At 37.8% G+C, this 20,130-nt stretch carries 20 protein-coding genes; 17 read left to right on the forward strand and 3 right to left on the reverse strand.

The window, feature by feature from the left end; translation table 11 throughout:
- From EHR01_RS16360 to EHR01_RS16380, 5 genes are read left to right on the forward strand one after another with little or no spacing between them, the layout of a single operon-like run.
- Positions 1-1,011, forward strand: coding sequence for an ABC transporter permease subunit (locus EHR01_RS16360; protein WP_135696244.1), 1,011 nt, complete (start codon positions 1-3; stop codon positions 1,009-1,011).
- Complete coding sequence (locus tag EHR01_RS16365) at positions 1,008-2,057, forward strand: ABC transporter permease (RefSeq protein WP_135696246.1); 1,050 nt, start codon at positions 1,008-1,010, stop codon at positions 2,055-2,057. Before EHR01_RS16360 ends, EHR01_RS16365 begins: the two co-directional genes overlap by 4 nt.
- A complete protein-coding gene (locus tag EHR01_RS16370; RefSeq protein ID WP_135696248.1) occupies positions 2,054-3,043 on the forward strand; it encodes an ABC transporter ATP-binding protein in 990 nt (329 codons plus the stop codon). The genes EHR01_RS16365 and EHR01_RS16370 overlap by 4 nt, the downstream gene beginning before the upstream one ends.
- A complete protein-coding gene (locus EHR01_RS16375; RefSeq protein WP_135696250.1) occupies positions 3,036-3,992 on the forward strand; it encodes an ABC transporter ATP-binding protein in 957 nt (318 codons plus the stop codon). Before EHR01_RS16370 ends, EHR01_RS16375 begins: the two co-directional genes overlap by 8 nt.
- A 6-nt stretch (positions 3,993-3,998) precedes the next feature.
- A complete protein-coding gene (locus tag EHR01_RS16380; protein ID WP_135696253.1) occupies positions 3,999-6,080 on the forward strand; it encodes an AsmA family protein in 2,082 nt (693 codons plus the stop codon).
- A gap of 42 nt (positions 6,081-6,122) precedes the next feature.
- On the opposite strand, the gene EHR01_RS16385 is transcribed toward EHR01_RS16380, so the two are convergent.
- Both EHR01_RS16385 and EHR01_RS19380 read right to left on the reverse strand, forming a co-directional pair.
- Positions 6,123-7,646, reverse strand: coding sequence for a MutS-related protein (locus tag EHR01_RS16385; protein WP_135697413.1), 1,524 nt, complete (start codon positions 7,644-7,646; stop codon positions 6,123-6,125).
- 229 nt (positions 7,647-7,875) lie between these two features.
- A complete protein-coding gene (locus EHR01_RS19380; RefSeq protein ID WP_135696256.1) occupies positions 7,876-8,106 on the reverse strand; it encodes a hypothetical protein in 231 nt (76 codons plus the stop codon).
- 166 nt (positions 8,107-8,272) lie between these two features.
- Between EHR01_RS19380 and EHR01_RS16395 the strand changes: the two genes are divergently transcribed.
- From EHR01_RS16395 to EHR01_RS16430, 8 genes are all read left to right on the forward strand, one after another.
- A complete protein-coding gene (locus EHR01_RS16395) occupies positions 8,273-8,485 on the forward strand; it encodes a hypothetical protein (RefSeq protein WP_231292475.1) in 213 nt (70 codons plus the stop codon).
- A gap of 67 nt (positions 8,486-8,552) precedes the next feature.
- A complete protein-coding gene (locus EHR01_RS16400; protein ID WP_135696259.1) occupies positions 8,553-10,601 on the forward strand; it encodes an AMP-dependent synthetase/ligase in 2,049 nt (682 codons plus the stop codon).
- A gap of 1 nt (position 10,602) precedes the next feature.
- A complete protein-coding gene (locus EHR01_RS16405) occupies positions 10,603-11,379 on the forward strand; it encodes an enoyl-CoA hydratase/isomerase family protein (protein WP_135696262.1) in 777 nt (258 codons plus the stop codon).
- A gap of 128 nt (positions 11,380-11,507) precedes the next feature.
- A complete protein-coding gene (locus EHR01_RS16410) occupies positions 11,508-11,846 on the forward strand; it encodes an arsenosugar biosynthesis-associated peroxidase-like protein (protein ID WP_012387371.1) in 339 nt (112 codons plus the stop codon).
- Positions 11,847-11,849: 3 nt separating this feature from the next.
- Positions 11,850-12,824, forward strand: coding sequence for an arsenosugar biosynthesis radical SAM (seleno)protein ArsS (gene arsS / locus EHR01_RS16415; RefSeq protein WP_135696265.1), 975 nt, complete (start codon positions 11,850-11,852; stop codon positions 12,822-12,824).
- Entirely contained in the window at positions 12,825-13,580 is a 756-nt protein-coding gene (gene map, locus EHR01_RS16420; RefSeq protein WP_135696268.1) for a type I methionyl aminopeptidase, read from the forward strand.
- Positions 13,577-14,368: an alpha/beta hydrolase gene (locus tag EHR01_RS16425; RefSeq protein WP_135696271.1), complete on the forward strand. Its 792-nt coding sequence runs from the start codon at positions 13,577-13,579 to the stop codon at positions 14,366-14,368. Before map ends, EHR01_RS16425 begins: the two co-directional genes overlap by 4 nt.
- Before the next feature lie 126 nt (positions 14,369-14,494).
- The gene (locus tag EHR01_RS16430) at positions 14,495-14,899 is read left to right on the forward strand and encodes an MAPEG family protein (RefSeq protein WP_135696274.1); all 405 of its coding nucleotides are present in this window, start codon (positions 14,495-14,497) and stop codon (positions 14,897-14,899) included.
- On the opposite strand, the gene EHR01_RS16435 is transcribed toward EHR01_RS16430, so the two are convergent.
- Positions 14,896-15,897 carry an NAD(P)H-dependent glycerol-3-phosphate dehydrogenase gene (locus EHR01_RS16435; protein WP_135696277.1) on the reverse strand — a complete coding sequence of 334 codons (1,002 nt, stop codon included), beginning with the start codon at positions 15,895-15,897 and terminating at the stop codon, positions 14,896-14,898. The genes EHR01_RS16430 and EHR01_RS16435 overlap by 4 nt on opposite strands.
- A gap of 57 nt (positions 15,898-15,954) precedes the next feature.
- Here EHR01_RS16435 and EHR01_RS16440 point away from each other — a divergent pair, with 57 nt between their 5' ends.
- The 4 genes from EHR01_RS16440 to recG are packed head-to-tail and all read left to right on the forward strand — an operon-like array spanning position 15,955 to position 20,108.
- Positions 15,955-16,635 carry a hypothetical protein gene (locus tag EHR01_RS16440; RefSeq protein ID WP_135696280.1) on the forward strand — a complete coding sequence of 227 codons (681 nt, stop codon included), beginning with the start codon at positions 15,955-15,957 and terminating at the stop codon, positions 16,633-16,635.
- A complete protein-coding gene (locus EHR01_RS16445) occupies positions 16,636-17,640 on the forward strand; it encodes a metallophosphoesterase family protein (RefSeq protein WP_135696283.1) in 1,005 nt (334 codons plus the stop codon).
- Positions 17,641-18,042, forward strand: a complete 402-nt coding sequence (locus tag EHR01_RS16450; protein ID WP_135696286.1) for a hypothetical protein — start codon at positions 17,641-17,643, stop codon at positions 18,040-18,042.
- Positions 18,039-20,108, forward strand: coding sequence for an ATP-dependent DNA helicase RecG (gene recG, locus EHR01_RS16455; RefSeq protein ID WP_135696288.1), 2,070 nt, complete (start codon positions 18,039-18,041; stop codon positions 20,106-20,108). Before EHR01_RS16450 ends, recG begins: the two co-directional genes overlap by 4 nt.
- Positions 20,109-20,130: the final 22 nt, after the last annotated feature.

Consider the following 20,130-nt stretch of genomic DNA (forward strand, 5'->3'; position numbering starts at 1 on the left):
ATGTGGAAATATTTTTTAAAACGTTTTTTACTCATTTTTCCAACCCTACTTGGAATCACTTTTCTTGTTTTTTTGATTTCTCATTTTGCCCCCGGTGGACCACTCAATAGCGAGATTGCAAAAATAAAAGGTGCGGGAAACTTAGCAGGTGCTTCCACCAAACAAATTTCGCAGGAAGAAATTGAATTAATCAAACAAAGACTCCACTTAGACAAACCGGCACCTGTTGCTTATTTACTTTGGTTGAAACAAATTGTACAGTTTGATTTGGGAGAATCTCGTTTGCATTCCAGAAAAGTTTCAGACCTCATTGTTGAAAAACTTCCTGTATCGCTTTTTTTTGGACTCTCTGGTTTTTTCTTAACTTATTTGATCTGTATTCCTTTGGGAATCCAGAAGGCATTAAAAGAAGGAAGCAGATTTGATTTTATTTCTAGTTTCATTATCTTTTTTACTTATTCACTTCCGGTATTTGCCTTTGCAATGTTACTTTTGTATTTGTTTGCTTCTGGCGAAGTATTTTCCTTTTTTCCTTTGGGACACGAAGTCTCAGACTTTTATGAAGATTTGAGTTTTTGGGGAAAGGTGAACGATCGCCTTGCTCATATGTTCCTACCTGTCATCTGTTATGTGGTAGGTAGTTTTGCTGTTCTTACTTTGTTAATGAAAAACAGTCTACTCGATCAAATTGCAAAGGAATCTGTTCGAACTGCTGTTTCAAAAGGACTTAGTTTTTCTGATTCGATTTTTCATCATGCTTTTCGAAACTCTCTCATTCCCATAGCGACTGGTTTTGGAAGTAATCTAACTCTGATTTTCTCCGGTTCTTTGTTTATTGAACTAGTATTTAATATTGATGGAATGGGGCTTTTAAGTTTTGAAGCAGTAAGAGAAAGAGATACTGATCTAATGATGGGACTACTCCTTGCGCAGAGTTTTTTAGGACTAATCGGAAAAATTGTCTCTGATTTTTGTTATATTCTCATTGACCCGAGGATTGATTTCGAATGAATTTTATTTCAAACCCGGCAAACATACGTAAGTGGGAAAAGTTTAAAAAAAACAAAAGAGCTTACTACTCTTTATTGATTTTGTTATATACTTATGTATTGTCTTTGTTTTCCCCTCTGTTAATTAATAACAAACCACTTATTGTTTTTTATGAAGGAAGTGTTTCCTTTCCTATTTTTAGTTTTTATCCAGAAACAACATTTGGGGGAAATAATTTAACAGAACCTAATTACAAAAAGTTGAGCAGAGAAGAAAGATTCACCAACTCATCAAATTATATGTTGTTTCCTCCAATTCCTTTTGGAGTCAATGAAGACAACCTAGACAGTTTGGAAGAAGGAACCAACCCTCCTTCTAAACCAAACGTTCGCCACTGGATGGGAACTGATGACAGGGGACGCGATGTATTTACTCGTATTATTTACGGTTATCGTTTGGCGATGACCTTCAGTTTAATCCTCATCATTGTTGAGATTTTTTTGGCATCTTTTATTGGAGGGATCCAAGGTTATTTTGTAGGGCGGCTCGATTTGTTTTTGCAACGAATCATAGAAATTCTTTCAGCCATTCCATTTTTATATTTAATTTTGATTATGGGTTCTTTTTTTGGAAGGGGATTTCTTGTTTTGATTGTTACCTATGGCTCTCTTAGTTGGATTGGGTTAAGTTATTATATGCGTGGGGAATTTTTGAAGCTCCGCAAACAACAGTTTGTTGATGCAGCAAAAACTTTAGGTGCATCTTCTTTTTCCATCATCATGCGTCATTTGTTGCCAAACTCATTAACTCCTCTGGTTACTTTTTTACCTTTTATTTTAATCTCCGCAATTTCCGTGTTATCTGCACTTGACTTTTTAGGATATGGAATTCCTGCTCCCAATCCTTCATGGGGAGAGTTGATTGGGCAGGGAAGAGAAAGGCTCACAGCATGGTGGCTCATCACTTTCCCATCAGTTGCCTTGTTCCTTACTATTTTGTTTTCTGCTTTTGTGGGTGAAGGATTGCGGGATGCATTCGATCCGAAAGACAAGGTGGTTTACGAATGACAAATATCAAAAAAGCCATCCAAGTCAAAGATCTTTCCATTCAAATCAAAACTGACGATGGAATTTTGTCCATTGTGGATCATGTTAATTTTGATTTGGTTTCTGGGGAAACTTTGGCTCTTGTTGGAGAGTCAGGTTGTGGAAAGTCAATCACCAGTTTAGCATTGACCAAACTTCTTCCTTCCAACACAACAGTGTATCCTACTGGATCGATTTTGTTTGGAGAAAATGATTTATTAAAATCGGATCCAAACCACCTAAGATCAGTTCGTGGAAGAGAAATATCTTACGTTTTTCAAGAACCTTTTTCTGCTTTGAACCCACTCCATAAAATCGGCAACCAATTGACAGAAGGATTTTTGTTACATGGGCTCGGATCTAAAGAAGAAGCAGAAGAAAAGGCTATCTATTTACTAGAACGTGTTGGGATAACTGACGCCAAACTACGATTAAATCAATATCCAAATCAGTTTTCAGGTGGTATGTTACAAAGAGTTTGTATTGCTATGGCTTTGATGTGCGATCCTAAGATTCTAATCGCAGACGAACCAACCAGTGCCATTGATGTCACGATTCAATTGCAATTGATCGAACTTTTGAAAGAACTTCGAAAAGAAAATGGAATGTCAGTGTTATTTATTTCTCATGATATCGGACTTGTGAGCCATATTGCAGATCGAATTGCAGTCATGTATGCGGGAAAGATCATTGAACAAGGAACAGTTGGCGAGATCATTGATACACCTAAACATCCTTATACTCAAGCTTTAATCGCTGCCTATCCGACACACGAAAACATTGGTAAAAAATTAGTGACAATCGAAGGAATTGTACCATCACCAAAATCTTATCCAAAAGGTTGTCGTTTTCACACTCGTTGTAGCGAAAAAATCGATCTTTGTGACAAGTCCGTTCCCAAATTGATTCCAATTACTGAATACCAATCTGTAGAATGTTTTTTATACGGAGGAAAAGAAAGTGCTTAATGTAAAAGATTTAGTTGTTTCTTATAAACAATCACAAACATTATCTTTCTCTTCCAAACGACTTGTGGCCGTTGAAGGAGTTAGTTTTTCAATTCCCCAAGGAAAAATTTTAGGTCTTGTAGGTGAGTCCGGTTGTGGTAAATCAACCATTGGCCGAGCCATATTGTCCTTATTACCGTTTGATTCTGGATCAATTCAATTCGAAAATAAAGAAATTAAAGATATTCCCAAAGAAGAACAAAAAGCCCTTCGACGTAAAATCCAAGTTGTATTCCAAGATCCATATTCTTCATTAAACCCACGTTTTACAATTGAAGAAATTATTACCGAAGGACTACAAATCCATTTTCCTAATTTGAGTTCCTCTGAAAAAAAAGAAAAAGCAATAAAGGCACTTGCAGAAGTAAATTTACCTTCAGATATTTTACATCGGTATCCACATGAATTTAGTGGGGGGCAAAGACAAAGAATTGCGATTGCCCGAGCTTTAATTTTGGAACCAAACCTTGTTGTTTGTGACGAAGCCGTTTCTGCTTTGGATATTTCCACACAAGCACAAGTAATTAATAATATTTTGTTATTACGTGAGAAATATAGCTTATCTTATTTGTTTATATCTCATGACTTGAACATTGTAAAACACGTATCCGATCGAATTGCTGTCATGTATTTAGGACAAATTGTTGAAGAAGGTAGTAGGGATGAGATCAGTAACTCTCCATTCCACCCCTATACAAAAGCATTATTTTCTGCGAGTTTCGATTTAAAGGATCGCACGAAGGTATCTCAACCATTAACAGGGGAAATTCCCAGTTTGATGAACAAACCGCTCGGATGTAGATTTCATACAAGATGTCCTATAGCAAAAGAAATCTGTAAAACAGAAGAACCCATGGAAAGTTTTCCTTCGGCGACACACCGAGTGAAATGTCATTTTCCATTAAAGTAAAAACATATGAAGCTGAGTATCCGAGATAAAATCAAAGGAGTTGTCGGGAAGATTCTACTCACAGGGATTTTTGTCGTTTCCATGACTATGTTTTTTATTCTGTATCCTCTTCTTGCAGATCCGGACTATTATAAAAAACTAATCCTCGATACTACATACCAGCTAACAGGACTAGAGGTGAACTATCAAGTTTCCGAACCTGTGTTTTTTCCCTTTCCTGGAATTGAGTTGGCTGAGGTATCGGTTTCAAAAAATGATGATGAGTTGATTCAGTTACATAAACTTAGAATCGAAGTGTATTATGGAGTTTTTGTTGGGCAACCATTAGAAATTAGAAAAATATATTTGAATACGGGAACCGTGGAAATCACTCGAGAAAAAAATGAATCCTTCCCTATGTTTGAAAGAATCCTATCTAAATCAGAATCCAATACGAATGAATTAACAAAAGAAACTGAACCTACTGTTGCTGCAGAAAAAAAATATTATTTTTCAAAAGTTTTTGCTAACTTTGTCAATCAAATCGAAATTAAAAACATCACCATTCTCTTTGAAGATAAACTATATTCACGAAATATAAAATTATATCTTTGGGAGACCACTTTCCAATTAGACCGTGATCTGCGAGACCTGGATGTTTATATATATGGTAAGTTAAATGATGAACCAATTTCATTAAGTTCAAATTTTGTATTTGTAAAAGATGAAATGAATTACGAATCGGCTAGGTTCGAAGGTGATTTTTCTTTTCAAAATCTAAAAGGGATCGACCTACATGACATTTTAATCATTTTTACGTATGGAGATTTGAGATTTTTAAAAACAACAGGGAACATTCCATTTTATAAACGAGACGAAACAAAAATTTATGCCGTTGTCGATCGTTTGCATATTCGTGACTTGGCACTAAGGGATGGTAAAACTTTTGCTGATGGACATGTCTCAACCATCATCAATTATGATATACAAGAAGACAAATTGTCTTTTGCAAACATTCTCGTCGATTGGAAAGGTAAATCCAAATTAAATGGATCAGGCTATGTAAACTTTTTAAAGCCACCTCTATCACCAACCATCTCATTTGAAGGTACGTCAGATTATTTAGATGTACCAAGTATCATCAAAGTAATTAAGATTTGGATTGATCCTGATTTTGAAAAATCAATTTTAACAAGGGGCATTCCTAGTACCGGTTATGTAAATCGGATGAATGTCTATTTAAATTTTAATTTAAGGAATCTCAATGCAGGCGATTTTCACGCTGATGTCTTAAAATTAAATCTTCATTATGCAAAACGTAAATTGAATATCACTAAATATCAAATGAGAGCCTACGAAGGAACAGTTGATGGAACAGGCCATTATGTTTGGGGAAACAACCCTGGGCTTGTGGTCAAAGGAAATATAAAAAATTTAAACATAACGCCAATCCTTTCTGATCTTTTTAAAATTTCTCCAATTACCGGAAAATTAGATTCTGAATTTGTTTTAGGTTCTCCATCTGATACAGAAGAAGGTTTACTTTCAAATTTACATATCATTGGAAATATCAATGCCAATAACGGTGAATTGTTAAGTTATACAAATATCTTAAAACCAATTAGTTCGATTGGTAGTGTTATCAATTTGAAGAAGGTGGACTTTAGTAGGGCCACTCCCTACCGTGAGTTAAAGTTTGATTTTCAATATGCAAAAGAATCCATTGAAGTACGAAACTTTGCATTAAAAGCGGATGGCATTGTTGGTTCCGGTGGTGGCAAAATTGGATTTAATAAAAACATCGATATGCGATTTACGATCGCCTTTCCGGGTGTAGCTGGGAGAGCCTTAAAACTCCCCATTATCTATCGCGGAACCTATGGAATCTCCGCCCCATTCATTGATCCGATTTGGCTTGGTTCTGTATATGCAGGAACAATTTTTTTAGCAAGTCCAGCGGGTGCTGCTGTTGGTGGAATTGCCGGATCAGCCATGTCTGAGTATGTAAACAAAGCCGTAGACAATGTGACCGGCGGAGTACAAAAAGGTTGGAAAGGAATTAAGTCGTTGTTTGGTGGAAAGGAAGAGGAAGAAAAAACGGGCGAATAAACCTATTTGATTGATTGGACAATGGTTCTTAAACCTAAACCTTCATTCCTCTTCGTTACGAATTGGAATCCCTTCTTTCTTTAGAATCTTTAATGCATTCGTAGAACCGGAAACTCCATCTCGGATTGTATAATCAAAATCCATTTGGCCATCTTTTTCTAATTCAGTGAAATGGAATCGTTTGGCCCAAGGAATTTCTGCTAGTTTCAAATCGTGCGTTGTCAGAAATACGATGGTCCGTTTTTCTCTAAGGACAGAAAGAATCTCTCGTGTTGCGATAAAACGTTCTTTTGAATTGGTTCCTTTTAGAATTTCATCTAAAAACAAGATCGGAATTTTTATAGAACTATCAGCATTTTGTATGATTGCAGAGAGCCTCCTCACTTCACTATAAAAAAAGGAAACTCCATCTTCCATCGAATCTTGAGATCGGATGAGAGTGTGGATTTGAAACTCTGGATATTCAAAATTTTTACCTAAGATGGGAGCACCAGATCCAGCAAGTAAGAGAGACATAGCAATAGATCTGAGGTATGTCGTTTTCCCACTCATATTGGACCCAGTCACAATCATTAAATCCCCGGGCTCCATTTTGGTGAGAGGATTAAACACACGACTGGATTTAGGAAGGAGAGGGTGGACTAAACTTTCGGCACTGAGAGATCCTGATGGAGAGAGATGAGCAAAATTTGATTCAGGAAATAAAAAACCAAAATTCGCAAAAGGAAGTAAAGAATCTGTTTTTAAAATTTGAATTTGGAGTTCATTCCATAGGTTTCCAAACTTACGTTTCCAATTTTCGAGGGATTTAATTTTCCAAAGATCCCATAAACATAAAAGATTCAATATAAGATGGGGTAAGGGAGATATGAGCAATTCAGAGGAATCACCGAGAGAAGAAATTTGACCAATCATTTGTTTGGTGGTCTTTCTTTCTTTTGCCAAATACACAAATGTCTTTTGAAATCGTGAAGCACCGGAGGATAAAGTTTTGATCTCTTTCCATTGTTTTATAGAGTCACGACGATAACTCACAAATAATAAGCCGTTCAAAAGAAGAAGTAGAGGAATGAGCGGAAGGTCAAATAACAACCCTAAAACAATATAAACAGGAGAAAAAAATCCCCAAATAGGATAAAAACCCTTTAAAAACCTTCTTTTTTTCCAAAAGGAGTCTTCCGCATTTACTTGTGGTAAAGAAAACTTTTCATTTGTTTCCGCATCTGGGACTAAAAACTTACGGAGGAGATGATAGGCATAAGAGGAATTTTTTTTCAGAGTATTTTGAATTTCTAAGGGATCTGAATGGAGATTTCTATCTTCTATTGGTTCCTGTAAAAAACGTTTGAGATAGGCCTCAAATCCAATCTCTGTGATCGTAGTATCATAAATCCCCAAAAACCCTTGTTTGGTGCAAAGATCTAAATCGATTGAAAGAGGGTGGTTTCGTACATTTTCAGGATATTCCCAAACTTCTCTTGTTTTGATTTTTTTAAATTCACCTGTTAGCCTATAAATTTCTTCCTGAAGAAAGTTTTCTGTTCTTTTGGCATACTGGATTTGTATCTTTCGTTTGGAATACAGTCGTACCAAATACACAAAGGGAAAAAGGAAAAGTAGAGAATATAAATATTCTTTCCAAGATGTTTTGCCTAGATAAGAAAAAAGAAGGGCAACGAAAAAAAGAGAAAACGTAATAAATCTAAATACAGAAACCCTTTTTAGTTTTTTAGAAAGGAAATGGATTTTGTTTTGGTAACGTTTGTTCCTTTTGGTAAGGAACAGATAGGTTGGATTAGTGGAAAATGGGTCGTTCGTAATTTTCTTCTTCCCTACGAGAAATCTCAGTGTCGAGAACACGGATGAGACTTCCTAAATCATTTAATCTCCATTTGTCGATGAGACGACCTCTTTCGCGACCGGAAAACTTATTCAAATACAGAGTGCCAAATAGGTCTTCCCCGTACTCGTAAGCAACGAAACGCCCGTTTCGTCTGCCAGTAGAATTTTCCAATCGAATCGTCATGAACGAATACCAATAATCAGATAAAAAAAAATAGTACAAGCAAAATTTTTTGCTTAAGGATATTCATTTTCCGGCGATACATATATTGGGGAAAGGCTACTTACCACGGATGGTTGGGACCCTTAAAAGATAAATACCCCGGAAACCGGAAAGCACGGAGGCTTGTATGGATTTCTATCCCGATATGAATTTGGAGTTTAAAAGCTCCTTTGTGAAGACCAACCAGTTTTTAGCCAACACACAAGACGAAACCCTACTTCCCCAAATGGGGCTTGCGGCTCGTAACCTACTCAATCTCGAACAAATGACCAAACTCCGCGAAATTCGCAAACGCCATTTGAAAAAAGGACACCAACGCGAAGGATTCCACTGGGATTAATGCCTAAATTTCTCTTGACCATCTGAAAGTAGGGCCTATCATAAAGACCGCTTTTAGATGGAGAGATATGGCAAATAACCTAGCAGAAGTTTATAAGGAATCCGCAGAAAAATTCGGTCCAAGACCCGCATTCTGGTATAAGAATGCCCAAAAGGATTACCAAGCCCTCACTTACAAGGAACTTTACGAAGACGGGCTCGCACTGGCAGAAGCCCTCATTGAATTAGGGGTTAAGGCAAGAGAACACGTCGGAGTTCTTGCTGACAACCGTATGGAATGGATCATTGCCGATTGTGCAGTGTTAACTGCTGGTGCTGCCAACGTTCCACGGGGTTCTGATATTACTGATTCGGAAATCGTTTATATTTTAAATCATTCTGAAGCGAAAGTTGTTTTCGTAGAAAATGATAAAGTTTATGAAAAATATAAAAACAACAAATCCCAAGTAAAGTCGGTGAAAACCGTTATCATAATGGACAAAGACACCAAATTGAAGTCAGGTGCTGGAATCCTACATTTTTACGATCTCCTGGAACAAGGGAGAGATATGCGTGCCAAAGGGAAACGGGAAGCCGAAAAACGAATGGCCGGAATCAAACCGGACGATTTGTACACTCTTATTTACACATCAGGAACCACGGGAATGCCAAAAGGTGTGATGCTCATGCATTCCAATATGATTCACCAAATGCATTATGTAGTTCCTCGAGTTGCTAAGGTTTCACCTGACGATCGTATGTTGTCCATCCTTCCAGTATGGCATATCTTTGAACGAGTTGTGGAATACTTTGCCATCATCAATGGTGGATCTACTTACTATACAAAAGTAACCGAACTTCGTAACGACATCCAAAAAGCAAGACCTACCTTTATGGCTTCTGCCCCACGTGTTTGGGAAAGTATATATAACGGGATTTATACTCGTATCAATGATCCAAAACAAACTCCTCCTGTGAGAAGATTATTGTTTAAGGTTGCATACTTTTTTTCCAAACATTACCATGCGGCAATTCGTTTTCTAAAAGGTTGGGAAGTGGATTATGAAGGAAGAAACATCATTCAATCCCTAGCTTTGTCTGTGGTTTCCATCATAAAGCTTTTGTTAACGGGTCCATTTACGGTAACGATCCTTACCATCCTTGCGGCACAGTTTGGATTACCAGAGGAAAGTCCTCTGAAAACTCCATTGTATGTGATTGCTGGATTAGGGGTTTTATTTAATTCCTTTACATTGGATCGCATTGTACTCGCAAAAATTCGCCAAGCAACAGGTGGACATTTACGTGCTACTCTTTCTGGTGGTGGAGCACTCCAAAAACATGTGGATGCTTTCTTTATGGACATTGGGATTACCGTTCTTGAAGGATACGGTATGACAGAAACGGGACCGGTCATTTCTGCACGAACTTTTGATCGTCCCATTATGGGATCTGTGGGTGACATTGTTCCGCTTAGCCAAGTGCAAATTCGCGATGATGCAGGAAATGTCCTTTGCCATATTGACGATAAAAAAAATATCATCTTCGGTAAGTTAGGTGTGAAAGGTGTGGTTCATATCAAAGGACCACAGGTAATGAAAGGCTATTACAAAAATCCAGAAACTACCAAAAAAACCATCGTAGACAATTGGATGAATACCGGTGATATCGGTATGATCAACTTCAAAAAAACACTGACTCTTACAGGTCGTGCGAAGGATACAATCGTTCTACTTGGTGGAGAAAACGTAGAGCCGGTTCCTATCGAAAATAAAATTGATGAATCAACTTACATCAAACAGTCGATGATTGTGGGCCAAGACCAAAAGGTTCTCGGTGCCATCATTGTTCCCGACTTTGATGCACTCATCCCCTGGGCGGAAGAAAATGGAATTTCAGAAAAAAATCCTGAAAAACTAATCACCAATCCAAAGGTTGTCGATTTCTATAAAAAGGAAGTTCGTAATTTTAACAGTGTTAAAACTGGATTCAAAAACTTTGAACAAGTACAGTATGTAACACTCATCACAAAACCATTTGAAGTGGGTGATGAACTTACTAACTTAATGAAGATGAAACGACACGTGATTACAGAAAAATACAAAGACAGAATTTTGGAACTCTACAAAAACAGTTAATATGACTCCTTTTGCAGAGATCTTTCATGGAGAACGCATCTTGGAAATCAAGATGCAATCCAATGAAAAGAATACTTTCGATTTCGAAGCTTTTGTATTATTCGAACAAATCTTAAACAAACACGCAAACAATCCAAATTTGCGTGTTTTACTTTTTACATCCGCACAAACACAGTTTTTTTCCAATGGGATAGAACCCACTCTTATGTATGGAAAAACAGAATCTGATGTTCGAAAATCCGTTGAACAGTTGTTACGAACTGCACAAACATATTTCCAATTTCCAGTTCCCACCATTGCAGTTGTGAATGGACATTGTATGGCAGCGGGAGCAGTGTTTGCATTGTTCTCAGATTACCGGTACATGGTGGACAAAGGGGCAAGGATTGGATTTTCCGAAGCCATCGTTGGCCTTAACTTTCCATCCATTCCTACGATTGTTTTACAAGACTTGGTGGGTGTCAAAGTCACACGTGATCTTTTATTCACCGGAAAACAAATCAAAGGTCCTGAAGCCAAAGAAATCGGGCTTGTGGATGAATTATTCAGTGCTGATTCTTTGTTTGGTGAATCATTAAAATTTGCTGAATCCCTTTCCAAACTCACAAACAATTCCAGCCGTGGGATGAAAACTGCCTTACGCGAACCGTACAGAAAAAAGATGGAATCCTTATTCCAAATTGATGCTGACCTATTCACAAAAGTCATTTTGTCTCCTGATGGACAGGAAGGATTTTTATCATTAATTGAGAAACGTAGACCTAAGTTCAGTACTTGAATTTAGGTCCTCACATTGTCCGATTGTTTCGACATTTTGAGTAAAATTCTGTGTTGGATGTAAGTTTCCTAAGACTAGCCCATTGACTCCGCCGTCACTTTTAAAAGTCTAACGATAAGGAGTCATTTATGGCAGAAAATCATTATTACAACGCAAAAGATCTAGGAAAGTTTGGAGAAATTGGAAGAACTAATCCCGCTCTCGCTGATAAATTTTTCGGATATTACAACGCCGTGATGGCGGAAGGTGCTCTCTCTGAAAGAGAAAAAGCCCTGATTGCTTTGGCAGTTGCTCATGCATTAAAATGCCCGTATTGTATTGATGCCTATACGACCACCTCACTTCAAAAAGGTGCGGATGAAGCACAAATGAACGAAGCCGTTCATGTAGCCGCTGCGATGGCTGCTGGAATCAATTTGGTTCATAGTGTCCAAATGCAAAACAAAATTGATGAACTTTCTTTTTAATTTATGAATGTATCCGAACAACATTCCACCTTACGTTCATTCAGTGGGAAATCATTTCAAGAAACAATTGGGAAAACCATTCCCGCAAGGTCCCTAAAGGTTTTCCAAATCAATCTAGGACGTTGGTGTAACCAGGCCTGTCGGCATTGCCACGTGGATGCTTCTCCCATCCGAACCGAGGTGATGGACCGGGCCACAGTAGATCTTTGTTTGGATTTAATATCCAAAATTCCAGAAATAGAAACGGTTGATATTACCGGTGGTGCTCCCGAAGGAAATCCTAATTTTAAGTACCTAGTCGAAGAGGTTAGTAAGTTAGGAAAACGGGTGATGGATCGTTGTAATTTAACGATTTTAGAAGAGCCTGGTTATGAATGGTTGTATGATTTTTTAGTGGCTCATAAAGTAGAAATTGTCTCCTCTCTTCCTTCTGTTATGGAAAGTACCACTGACAACCAAAGAGGAAAAGGTGTATTTCAAAAGTCTATCACTGCCTTAAAGAAGTTAAATGCACTTGGTTATGGAACTACACTTCCAATCAACTTAGTTTACAATCCCAATGGCCTTTTCTTAAGTTCGGGACAAGTGCAGTTGGAAAAAGAATATAAGGATACTCTTTTCAAAAAATACGGAATTGTTTTTAACCAGCTGTTTTGTATCAATAATCTTCCCATCAATCGATTTCTTTCTTCTTTGGTAAGAGCCGGAAAATTTGAAATGTATATGGAAACTCTAGTCAATGCATACAATCCAGCCACGGTGGCAGGGCTTATGTGTTTGGACCAAATATCAGTAGGATATGATGGTTCTGTTTATGATTGTGACTTCAATCAAATGTTGGATTTGAAATCGAGAGAAGTAAAACATATCAAGGATTTCGATTTGCCAACTTACCTGAGTCGAGAAATCGTAGTAGCAAATCATTGTTACGGATGTACTGCTGGTGCAGGATCTAGTTGTGGTGGGGAGATTGTTTAGATGTCGATTCAAAATGAAAAAGACCTTCAGGGAATTTTAAAAGCAGGAAAGTTTGTGGCAAAGGTTCGTGAACTTTTAAAACTACTTGCTAAACCAGGAGTCTCCACTTTGGAACTAGACAACGTTGCCAAACTGGAATTTGAAAAAGCCGGTGCTTTTTCGGCTCCCAAGTTTGATTACAAATTTCCCGGATTTACCTGTATCAGTACCAATTTTGAAATTGCACATGGAATTCCTAAAAAAGATACCATCTTAAAAAATGGAGATTTAGTCAATATTGACGTTTCTGCAAAACTTGATGGTTATTATGCAGACACAGGAATTTCTTTTGTTGTAGGTAATGCAAACGAAACACTTCATAAGTTGTGTGAAACAGCTATTGAAGGTACGATGAGAGCCACAAAACAAGCGTTTACTGGAAATTATTTGCGAAACATTGGAAGAGAAATTCATTCTACCGCTGTGGAAAACGGATTTACTGTCATTAAAAATTTAGCAGGTCACGGTACAGGAAAAAAGCTTCATGAAGAACCACAGGTGTTGGTTTATGAAGAAAAACGTGACCAAAGAAAATTGGGAAACGGCCTTGTCCTTGCCATCGAATCTTTTATATCTACAGGAAGCCAAACCGCTTACGAAGAAGAAGATGGTTGGACACTCGTGGCAAGTAACCGTCGCGGGGAACTCAGTTATGTGGCACAATGTGAACATACAGTCATTGTCCAAAATGGAAAACCCATCATCGCCACACTTTGACTTTAGAAATCATCGAATCAGGTGCCTCTGAGGAAAATATTAGAGGTGTCATTGTCCTTTGGCCGAGTACTGGCGGTAATGCAAGATCCTTTCGGATTCGTGATGGCGAATTGGAGATATTGGGCCTTAGACTGATCAAGTTCAATCCTCCTTCACATGGAAATTCCAAAGGGAATTATGATCCCAAAACAGCCATACAATTGTTAGATGCCTATTTAACAAAATCTGAATACAAAAACAAAGAATTATATGGGATTGGGCATAGTGGGGGAGGGGCAGCCCTGATGATGTATGCCAAAGAAGTTTCCTTTCGAAAATTATTTTTACTATCTCCCATTTTGGATAGTGTTCTTAGCCTTCGGTATTTGTATGAATCAGGTTCTATCGAAGAGTTTAGTCGTCTCCTTCTTTTGCCTGAACTAGCGGATGATTTGCCTCCCAACAAACAAATCTTAGAGACTCTATCGAACTCAAATTGGTTAGATACGGGAAAGGTAGGCCATCTGAAAGTTCCCATTCAAAACTCTCGAATCCGATTAGATGATTTATCTCTATTTTTAAAGAATCTTTTTTTACCTGGATTTGTGGTAGATCCAACCCTTCTCCAAAAACGAACTAACTACAATATCTTCTTACCAAGAGAGGACAAGTGGTTCCCCAAAGAATACACAACTCGTTTTGCAAAAGAGAACGAACTAAACTGTTTCGAAATTCCAGAAGCTCCCGACCATTTTTTTTCTACTTCCTGGCTTACCGTCTGGAAACAAATCCAAAAGATTGGTTTTTAAAAGAAAGCATTCAGATCCAACCAAGAAATTCATTTAATTCGTTTACAAATGAATTAGAGTCATTTAGAATCTCCACCTGTATCTTCAGAGCTTAAATGATTTGGTTCTGATACAAAAGGAGGATTTGTGGAAACTATTTATCTGACACTCATTGGATTTACACTTTGGACTTTGGGACTTGGTGTCTTTTTGACTACGTATCGAAGTATTTTAGTGTTACTTGGAAAAAAGAAATCGAATGAATTCCCTGCCGGGATCCAACATGGTTCGGATTTTAATTGGAGATTGAACCGTGCCCATCTCAACAGTTTGGAAAACCTTCCCTTATTTATGACAGTGGTTTTTTTAACCTCCAATTTAGGTATGATTGATCATTTTGTGAACCAAGCAGGCCTTGTGATTTTAGGAGCAAGGGTTTTACAATCCCTCACTCATCTAACATCTACTAATGTCCTGGCGGTGAACATTCGGTTTACATTTTATATGATTCAAATTGTAACCTATATTGTTCTTTTGGTCCGTCTTGTTTAGACACCTTCTCGTTTTAAATCTCGGCTCATTAAAGCTTTGACTACTTCTTTCGGATCTTTATCTTCGTATAACATTCGATAGACTTCTTGGGTGATGGCCATTTCCACACCCAGTTTGTCAGAAAGATTTTTTGCAGAAAGTGTGGTTTTGACACCTTCCGCAACTTCGTTCATAGAAGCTAAAATATCTTTTAGTTTTTCACCTTTACCCAAACGAAAGCCAACCGTTCGATTTCTTGATCCTTCCCCACAACAGGTAAGAACCAAATCTCCCATTCCCGATGGCCCAAGGAAGGTCATGGGATCAGCTCCCATTTTGATTCCCATCCTTGTGATCTCGTTTAACCCGCGTGTAATGAGAGCAGCTCTTGTATTTTGGCCAAAACCAAGACCGTCGGCAACACCTGCTGCAATCGCGATGACGTTTTTTAAAGCACCACCCACTTCGACCCCAACCACATCGGGAGTCCAATAAGTTCGGAAGTAAGTAAAACTAAAGATCTCTTGCACTCGTTTGGCGGTGGCTTCATTTTTGGAAGCGATGGAAACAATGGTTGGAACTCGCCTCACCATTTCTTTGGCAAAACTAGGTCCAGAGAGATAAGAAAGCTGCGAATGAAATTGTCCCGGAAGTTCGGATTCAAAAATTTCGGAAACAAGCCGAAGGCTTTCGTTTTCGATCCCTTTGGATGCAGAAACAATGGGCACTTTGGATGGAATATGGTCTTTAATTTCTTTTAAAATCCCCGAAAGGGCGTGGCTTGGGGGAGCCGAAACAATCATATCTTTGTCTTTGACGACATGGATGAGATTGGTATCCGCTTTTAATTTTTCAGGGAGTACCAAATCAGGCATATGTTTGGTATTCATATGTTTTTCGTTGATGGACCTTGCCTGATCCTCACTTCGAGTCCAAAGGGTCACGTCGTAACCCTTGTCCGCTAAAATACTACCTAGTGCAGTGCCAAAACTTCCGGCGCCAATGATACCAATCTTCATGAGTTCAGTATTCTAAATCTGCTTTCCAAAAAGGCAATAGAAAATAAAAATTAAAATATGCTTTTAACGGATCTTCTCCGTTTCAATCCTCTAAATCTCTTTTTACCACCCAAAGTGGTCCCAAAGAGTAATTATAAAGTTACCTTACTTTTAGGTAGCTTACGAAAGGTCATAGCAACTGAGATCATTGCCGAAGATCCTGATTTAGAGAGTTTGGATGTCTCTTCTGCCAAGGGTGAAGTCATATTGACCGGAGTTTACCGAATGGGATGGCTCTGGATTGCCCGTTTTTTGAACGTAGAATCCATTCACTACCGGGTACGTTTGAAACCGGTATCGGTCAAAGACAACAAAGCACGGTTAAAGATTGTTGGGTATCGGGTTTGGGATACGAAACCAAGACGTTTTGACTTTGTTAGGTGGTTTGGTAAGGTAGATCCTTTTCACAAAAAAAAGGTATTTGAATCCATCTTAAATGCTGCCCCTCATATTTTATCAATCACAGGCCTACAATGGGAAATTCTTTTTGATTTGAATTATTTTCTTAATTTAGTTCCTTCCATTGCGGGAAAAATTGATATCCAATACATCATTGGTGACAACAACGAATTGTATATATTTGTAAGATCATCCACCATTCTAAAACCTCTTGTTGATTTTTTTGGACCTGAATATTTAAAGATCGATTATATCGAAGAAGATCGAGACATTCAGATGTTACTATGGGAAAATGAATAAATGAAAATCATTTATCTAACGGATATCCATGATGGACTTCATGGTCTAAAACGAATTCTGCAATCCACTGCTGCAGATTTATATTTGTTTTCCGGAGATATTATATATAAGGCTTTTTTTTCATTTGATCGTATCATCGATTTTTGTGGAGTCCAAGAAGAGTTATATTATTTGTTAACGGAAAGAAAAGATGATTCCACTCCTTTTGATTTTACAACTCATGCCATTCGTTTTCCAGAAAAATATTCTACTGCCATTGTAGAAAAATCACAAAAATATCGTGACTTGTATAAACTTGCTGCCAAAACGATGAAAGAAAAATATGAGATCATCGAAAAGCTAATTATCAAATATGCAAAATCACCTGTTTATTGTTTGCCGGGAAATTATGATTTGGATTTACAGTATACCGAATTATACCAACGCGAAGTTCATAGAAAAAGTTTTGATTTTAATAACTTAAAAGTTTCTGGATATGGCGGCGCACCCATCTGGACTTCTGGAATCCCTGAGAAACTAACGGTTGTTTTCCATGAGTACACAAAGAACGGAAAAAACTATAGTGAACCAGAAGATTTTTTCCGAGAAGAACTCCCCGACATTTGTTGGATTCATAATCCAGCCTATGGTTATTTTGACAATATCCCCGGAGTTGGAAAATGTGGAAGCCAAGGAATTCGTCGTTATTTAGATGATGAATCTCCTTCTCTTGTGGTTTCTGGTCATGTACACGAAGACCAGGGAATCAAAAAAACTAGAAATACTGTTTTTATCAATCCATCTAACTTTGGTGCTGTGGACTCTTTACATGGATTTCAAGAAGGCGGATATTATGCCGAAATTCTTATGGAAGGGAAAAAAGTAGTTCAATCTAATCTTTGCCAATTGCGAGGAGAGGATTGGCATACTTTGATTGAAGTGGATTGTTCAGAAAAAGAATTGAAGTTAATTTCACAAAACCCGATTTCCACAGTGAGTTCCGAAGATTATATCCGAGGCAATTAGATGGTCACCTTTCTAACGATTTGTGGTGTCCTATTTACAGTGGCTTTCTTTCTGTATGCACTGTCAGCCGTTGACAACCAAAGTTTAGACAAAAAAGAAAAGGAACGACTCGCAAAGGAAGGCAACTTACGAGTTGGGGATCCAAGAAAAGTATACGGAAAAGAAAAAGATCCGAATCTTCCCAGGCTTCGCCTATGCCCTGTTTGTGGGACGGTATTAAACAAAAACGAATTTTTATATGCTGCCATTTCTGCTTATACAAACAGTGAAGGGAAAAAACAGGCCCAAATTTACGGATGTAAATACTGTTATTTGATTTTGGATTCCGAAAAGAATACAACGAATTCTTCTGAAACAAGTGACAATGGATTTGGACCTCCTAAACCTACGGATGAACTATGAAACAGGGACTTGATTTATCACAAAGTTTATCTTCGCTAAAAGGAATAGGACCAAAACGAAAGTCAGTTCTTTTAGAACATGGAATCTCAACTTATTTTGAACTGCTTACGTATTTTCCACGTCGTTATTTGGATCGTAACTTTACAAAAGATATTATTTTAAAACAAGGGGATGTGGTCACTCTCCTTGGAACCATCGCTGATAGTTATATTGTTCATGGAAAAAAAAGTAGGTTACTCGTTGGATTTAGAACCCTAAACAATGAACGTATCAATTTGGTTTTTTTTCGTGGTGTGAATTTTTTTCATAAGATCTTTACCGTGGATAGAAAGGTTGTGGTTTCTGGAAAACTAGAATATTTCAAAGGTTATCAGATTCTACATCCTGAATATGAATTTTTATCTGACAAAGATGATCCAGAAGATTCCATCCATGCAGGTCGCATCATTCCTCTTTATCCGTCGACAGAAGCGCTCAAAGAAGAAGGTCTTGATTCTAAGGGGCTACGAAAATTGATGTTTCAAGTTTTGGAAGGAGGAAGTATCGCTGAAAATCTTCCACAGAAACTTGTCAAAAAACGAGAGTTACTTGGTCGTGATAAAGCTTTTCATGAAATCCATTTTCCGGAAACGATGGAAGCCGTACAAATTGCACGGAAAAGATTTGCTTACGAAGAATTTTTTTATTTTCAAAGACTCCTTCTTTATAAACAAAGAGAAAGGCAAAAAGTAAAACGTATGCTTTGGCCACTTCCCAAATCTCCTTCCAGGGAAAATTTGGAAAAAAATCTTCCCTTCGAGTTGACGGAAGACCAAAAAATAGCAGTCAATACGATTTTGTCACAGACAGGTTCCGATTCCCCGGCAGCCTTTTTACTCCAAGGGGATGTGGGCTCTGGAAAAACCATAACAGCCTTACTCATTGGTCTTCATTATATCGATAATCATATCCAAGTGGTTTTTTTAGCACCTACAGAAATTTTGGCACGCCAACATTACCAAACCATTTATAAATTTATGGGAAACATGCCTTTTCTTGGCATTGAACTTCTGCTTGGTGGTGAAAATAAAAAAACACGTTTGGAAAAATTGGCAAGGATCAAAACTGGTGAATCCAATATCATCATAGGAACACATTCCCTACTGCAAGAAGATGTAGTTTTTTCTGACCTTGGGCTTGTTGTGATTGATGAACAACATAAGTTTGGTGTGGACCAAAGAGAAACCATACGTTCCAAAGGAAAAAATCCCGATATTTTGGCAATGACGGCCACACCGATTCCTCGAACTCTTTGCCTAACTTTATATGGTGATTTAACTTTAGTTAATATCAAAACAAAACCCAAAGGCCGTAAACCCATTGACACTCGTTGGTACAAGGAAGATCGAAGGACAGGAGTTTATAATTCGATTCGTAAATATGTTGGTTCAGGTAGACAATGTTATATTGTTTATCCTTTAGTGGAAGAATCGGAAAAGGTAGATTTAGAATCCTGTACAGTCGCTTATGAAAACTTAAGAACAAATGTTTTCCCTGATCTAAAAATTGGTTTGTTACATGGGAAAATGAAAAGTGCCGAAAAAGAATCAGTGATGGAAAAATTCAAATCGGGAGAAATCCAAATCCTTGTCACTACCACTGTGGTAGAAGTGGGGGTTGATGTACCCAATGCAACCATTTTGGTTGTAGAACATGCTGACCGGTTTGGAATCTCCCAATTACACCAGTTACGTGGTCGTGTTGGTCGAAGTGATATCGAAAGTTTTTGTATTTTGATGACGGGTGATTTTATCAGTGATGAAGGAAAAGATCGTTTAGAAGCACTTGTTACTTCCAATGATGGATATTTTTTGGCTGAAAAGGATTTGGCGATCCGGGGGCCGGGAGAACTTCTTGGTGTCAAACAAAGTGGGTTACCTGAATTTAAAATTGCCGATTTAGTGACAGATCGGAGTTTACTCGATGAAGCCAAAGAGGATGCTTCTTCTTTTCCATTGGATGATCCTACTGAACTGACTGAATTGAGTACAAGATTCAGTGAAGGCAAATTTTTATTTGCGAATTAATCCTAAAATTTTTAATGAACTT

Source organism: Leptospira mtsangambouensis, assembly GCF_004770475.1.
In the GTDB taxonomy this organism is placed as follows: Bacteria; Spirochaetota; Leptospiria; order Leptospirales; family Leptospiraceae; genus Leptospira_A; species Leptospira_A mtsangambouensis.

Excerpts from the sequence above, each read along its gene's own strand:
- map (WP_135696268.1), top strand. The coding sequence starts at position 12,825 with ATGTCGATTCAAAATGAAAAAGACCTTCAGGGAATTTTAAAAGCAGGA.
- EHR01_RS16440 (WP_135696280.1), top strand. The coding sequence starts at position 15,955 with ATGCTTTTAACGGATCTTCTCCGTTTCAATCCTCTAAATCTCTTTTTA.
- arsS (WP_135696265.1), top strand. The coding sequence starts at position 11,850 with ATGAATGTATCCGAACAACATTCCACCTTACGTTCATTCAGTGGGAAA.
- EHR01_RS16400 (WP_135696259.1), top strand. The coding sequence starts at position 8,553 with ATGGCAAATAACCTAGCAGAAGTTTATAAGGAATCCGCAGAAAAATTC.
- EHR01_RS16405 (WP_135696262.1), top strand. The coding sequence starts at position 10,603 with ATGACTCCTTTTGCAGAGATCTTTCATGGAGAACGCATCTTGGAAATC.
- EHR01_RS16365 (WP_135696246.1), top strand. The coding sequence starts at position 1,008 with ATGAATTTTATTTCAAACCCGGCAAACATACGTAAGTGGGAAAAGTTT.
- EHR01_RS19380 (WP_135696256.1), bottom strand. The coding sequence starts at position 8,106 with ATGACGATTCGATTGGAAAATTCTACTGGCAGACGAAACGGGCGTTTC.
- EHR01_RS16370 (WP_135696248.1), top strand. The coding sequence starts at position 2,054 with ATGACAAATATCAAAAAAGCCATCCAAGTCAAAGATCTTTCCATTCAA.
- recG (WP_135696288.1), top strand. The coding sequence starts at position 18,039 with ATGAAACAGGGACTTGATTTATCACAAAGTTTATCTTCGCTAAAAGGA.
- EHR01_RS16380 (WP_135696253.1), top strand. The coding sequence starts at position 3,999 with ATGAAGCTGAGTATCCGAGATAAAATCAAAGGAGTTGTCGGGAAGATT.
- EHR01_RS16445 (WP_135696283.1), top strand. The coding sequence starts at position 16,636 with ATGAAAATCATTTATCTAACGGATATCCATGATGGACTTCATGGTCTA.
- EHR01_RS16360 (WP_135696244.1), top strand. The coding sequence starts at position 1 with ATGTGGAAATATTTTTTAAAACGTTTTTTACTCATTTTTCCAACCCTA.
- EHR01_RS16395 (WP_231292475.1), top strand. The coding sequence starts at position 8,273 with ATGGATTTCTATCCCGATATGAATTTGGAGTTTAAAAGCTCCTTTGTG.
- EHR01_RS16435 (WP_135696277.1), bottom strand. The coding sequence starts at position 15,897 with ATGAAGATTGGTATCATTGGCGCCGGAAGTTTTGGCACTGCACTAGGT.
- EHR01_RS16410 (WP_012387371.1), top strand. The coding sequence starts at position 11,508 with ATGGCAGAAAATCATTATTACAACGCAAAAGATCTAGGAAAGTTTGGA.
- EHR01_RS16450 (WP_135696286.1), top strand. The coding sequence starts at position 17,641 with ATGGTCACCTTTCTAACGATTTGTGGTGTCCTATTTACAGTGGCTTTC.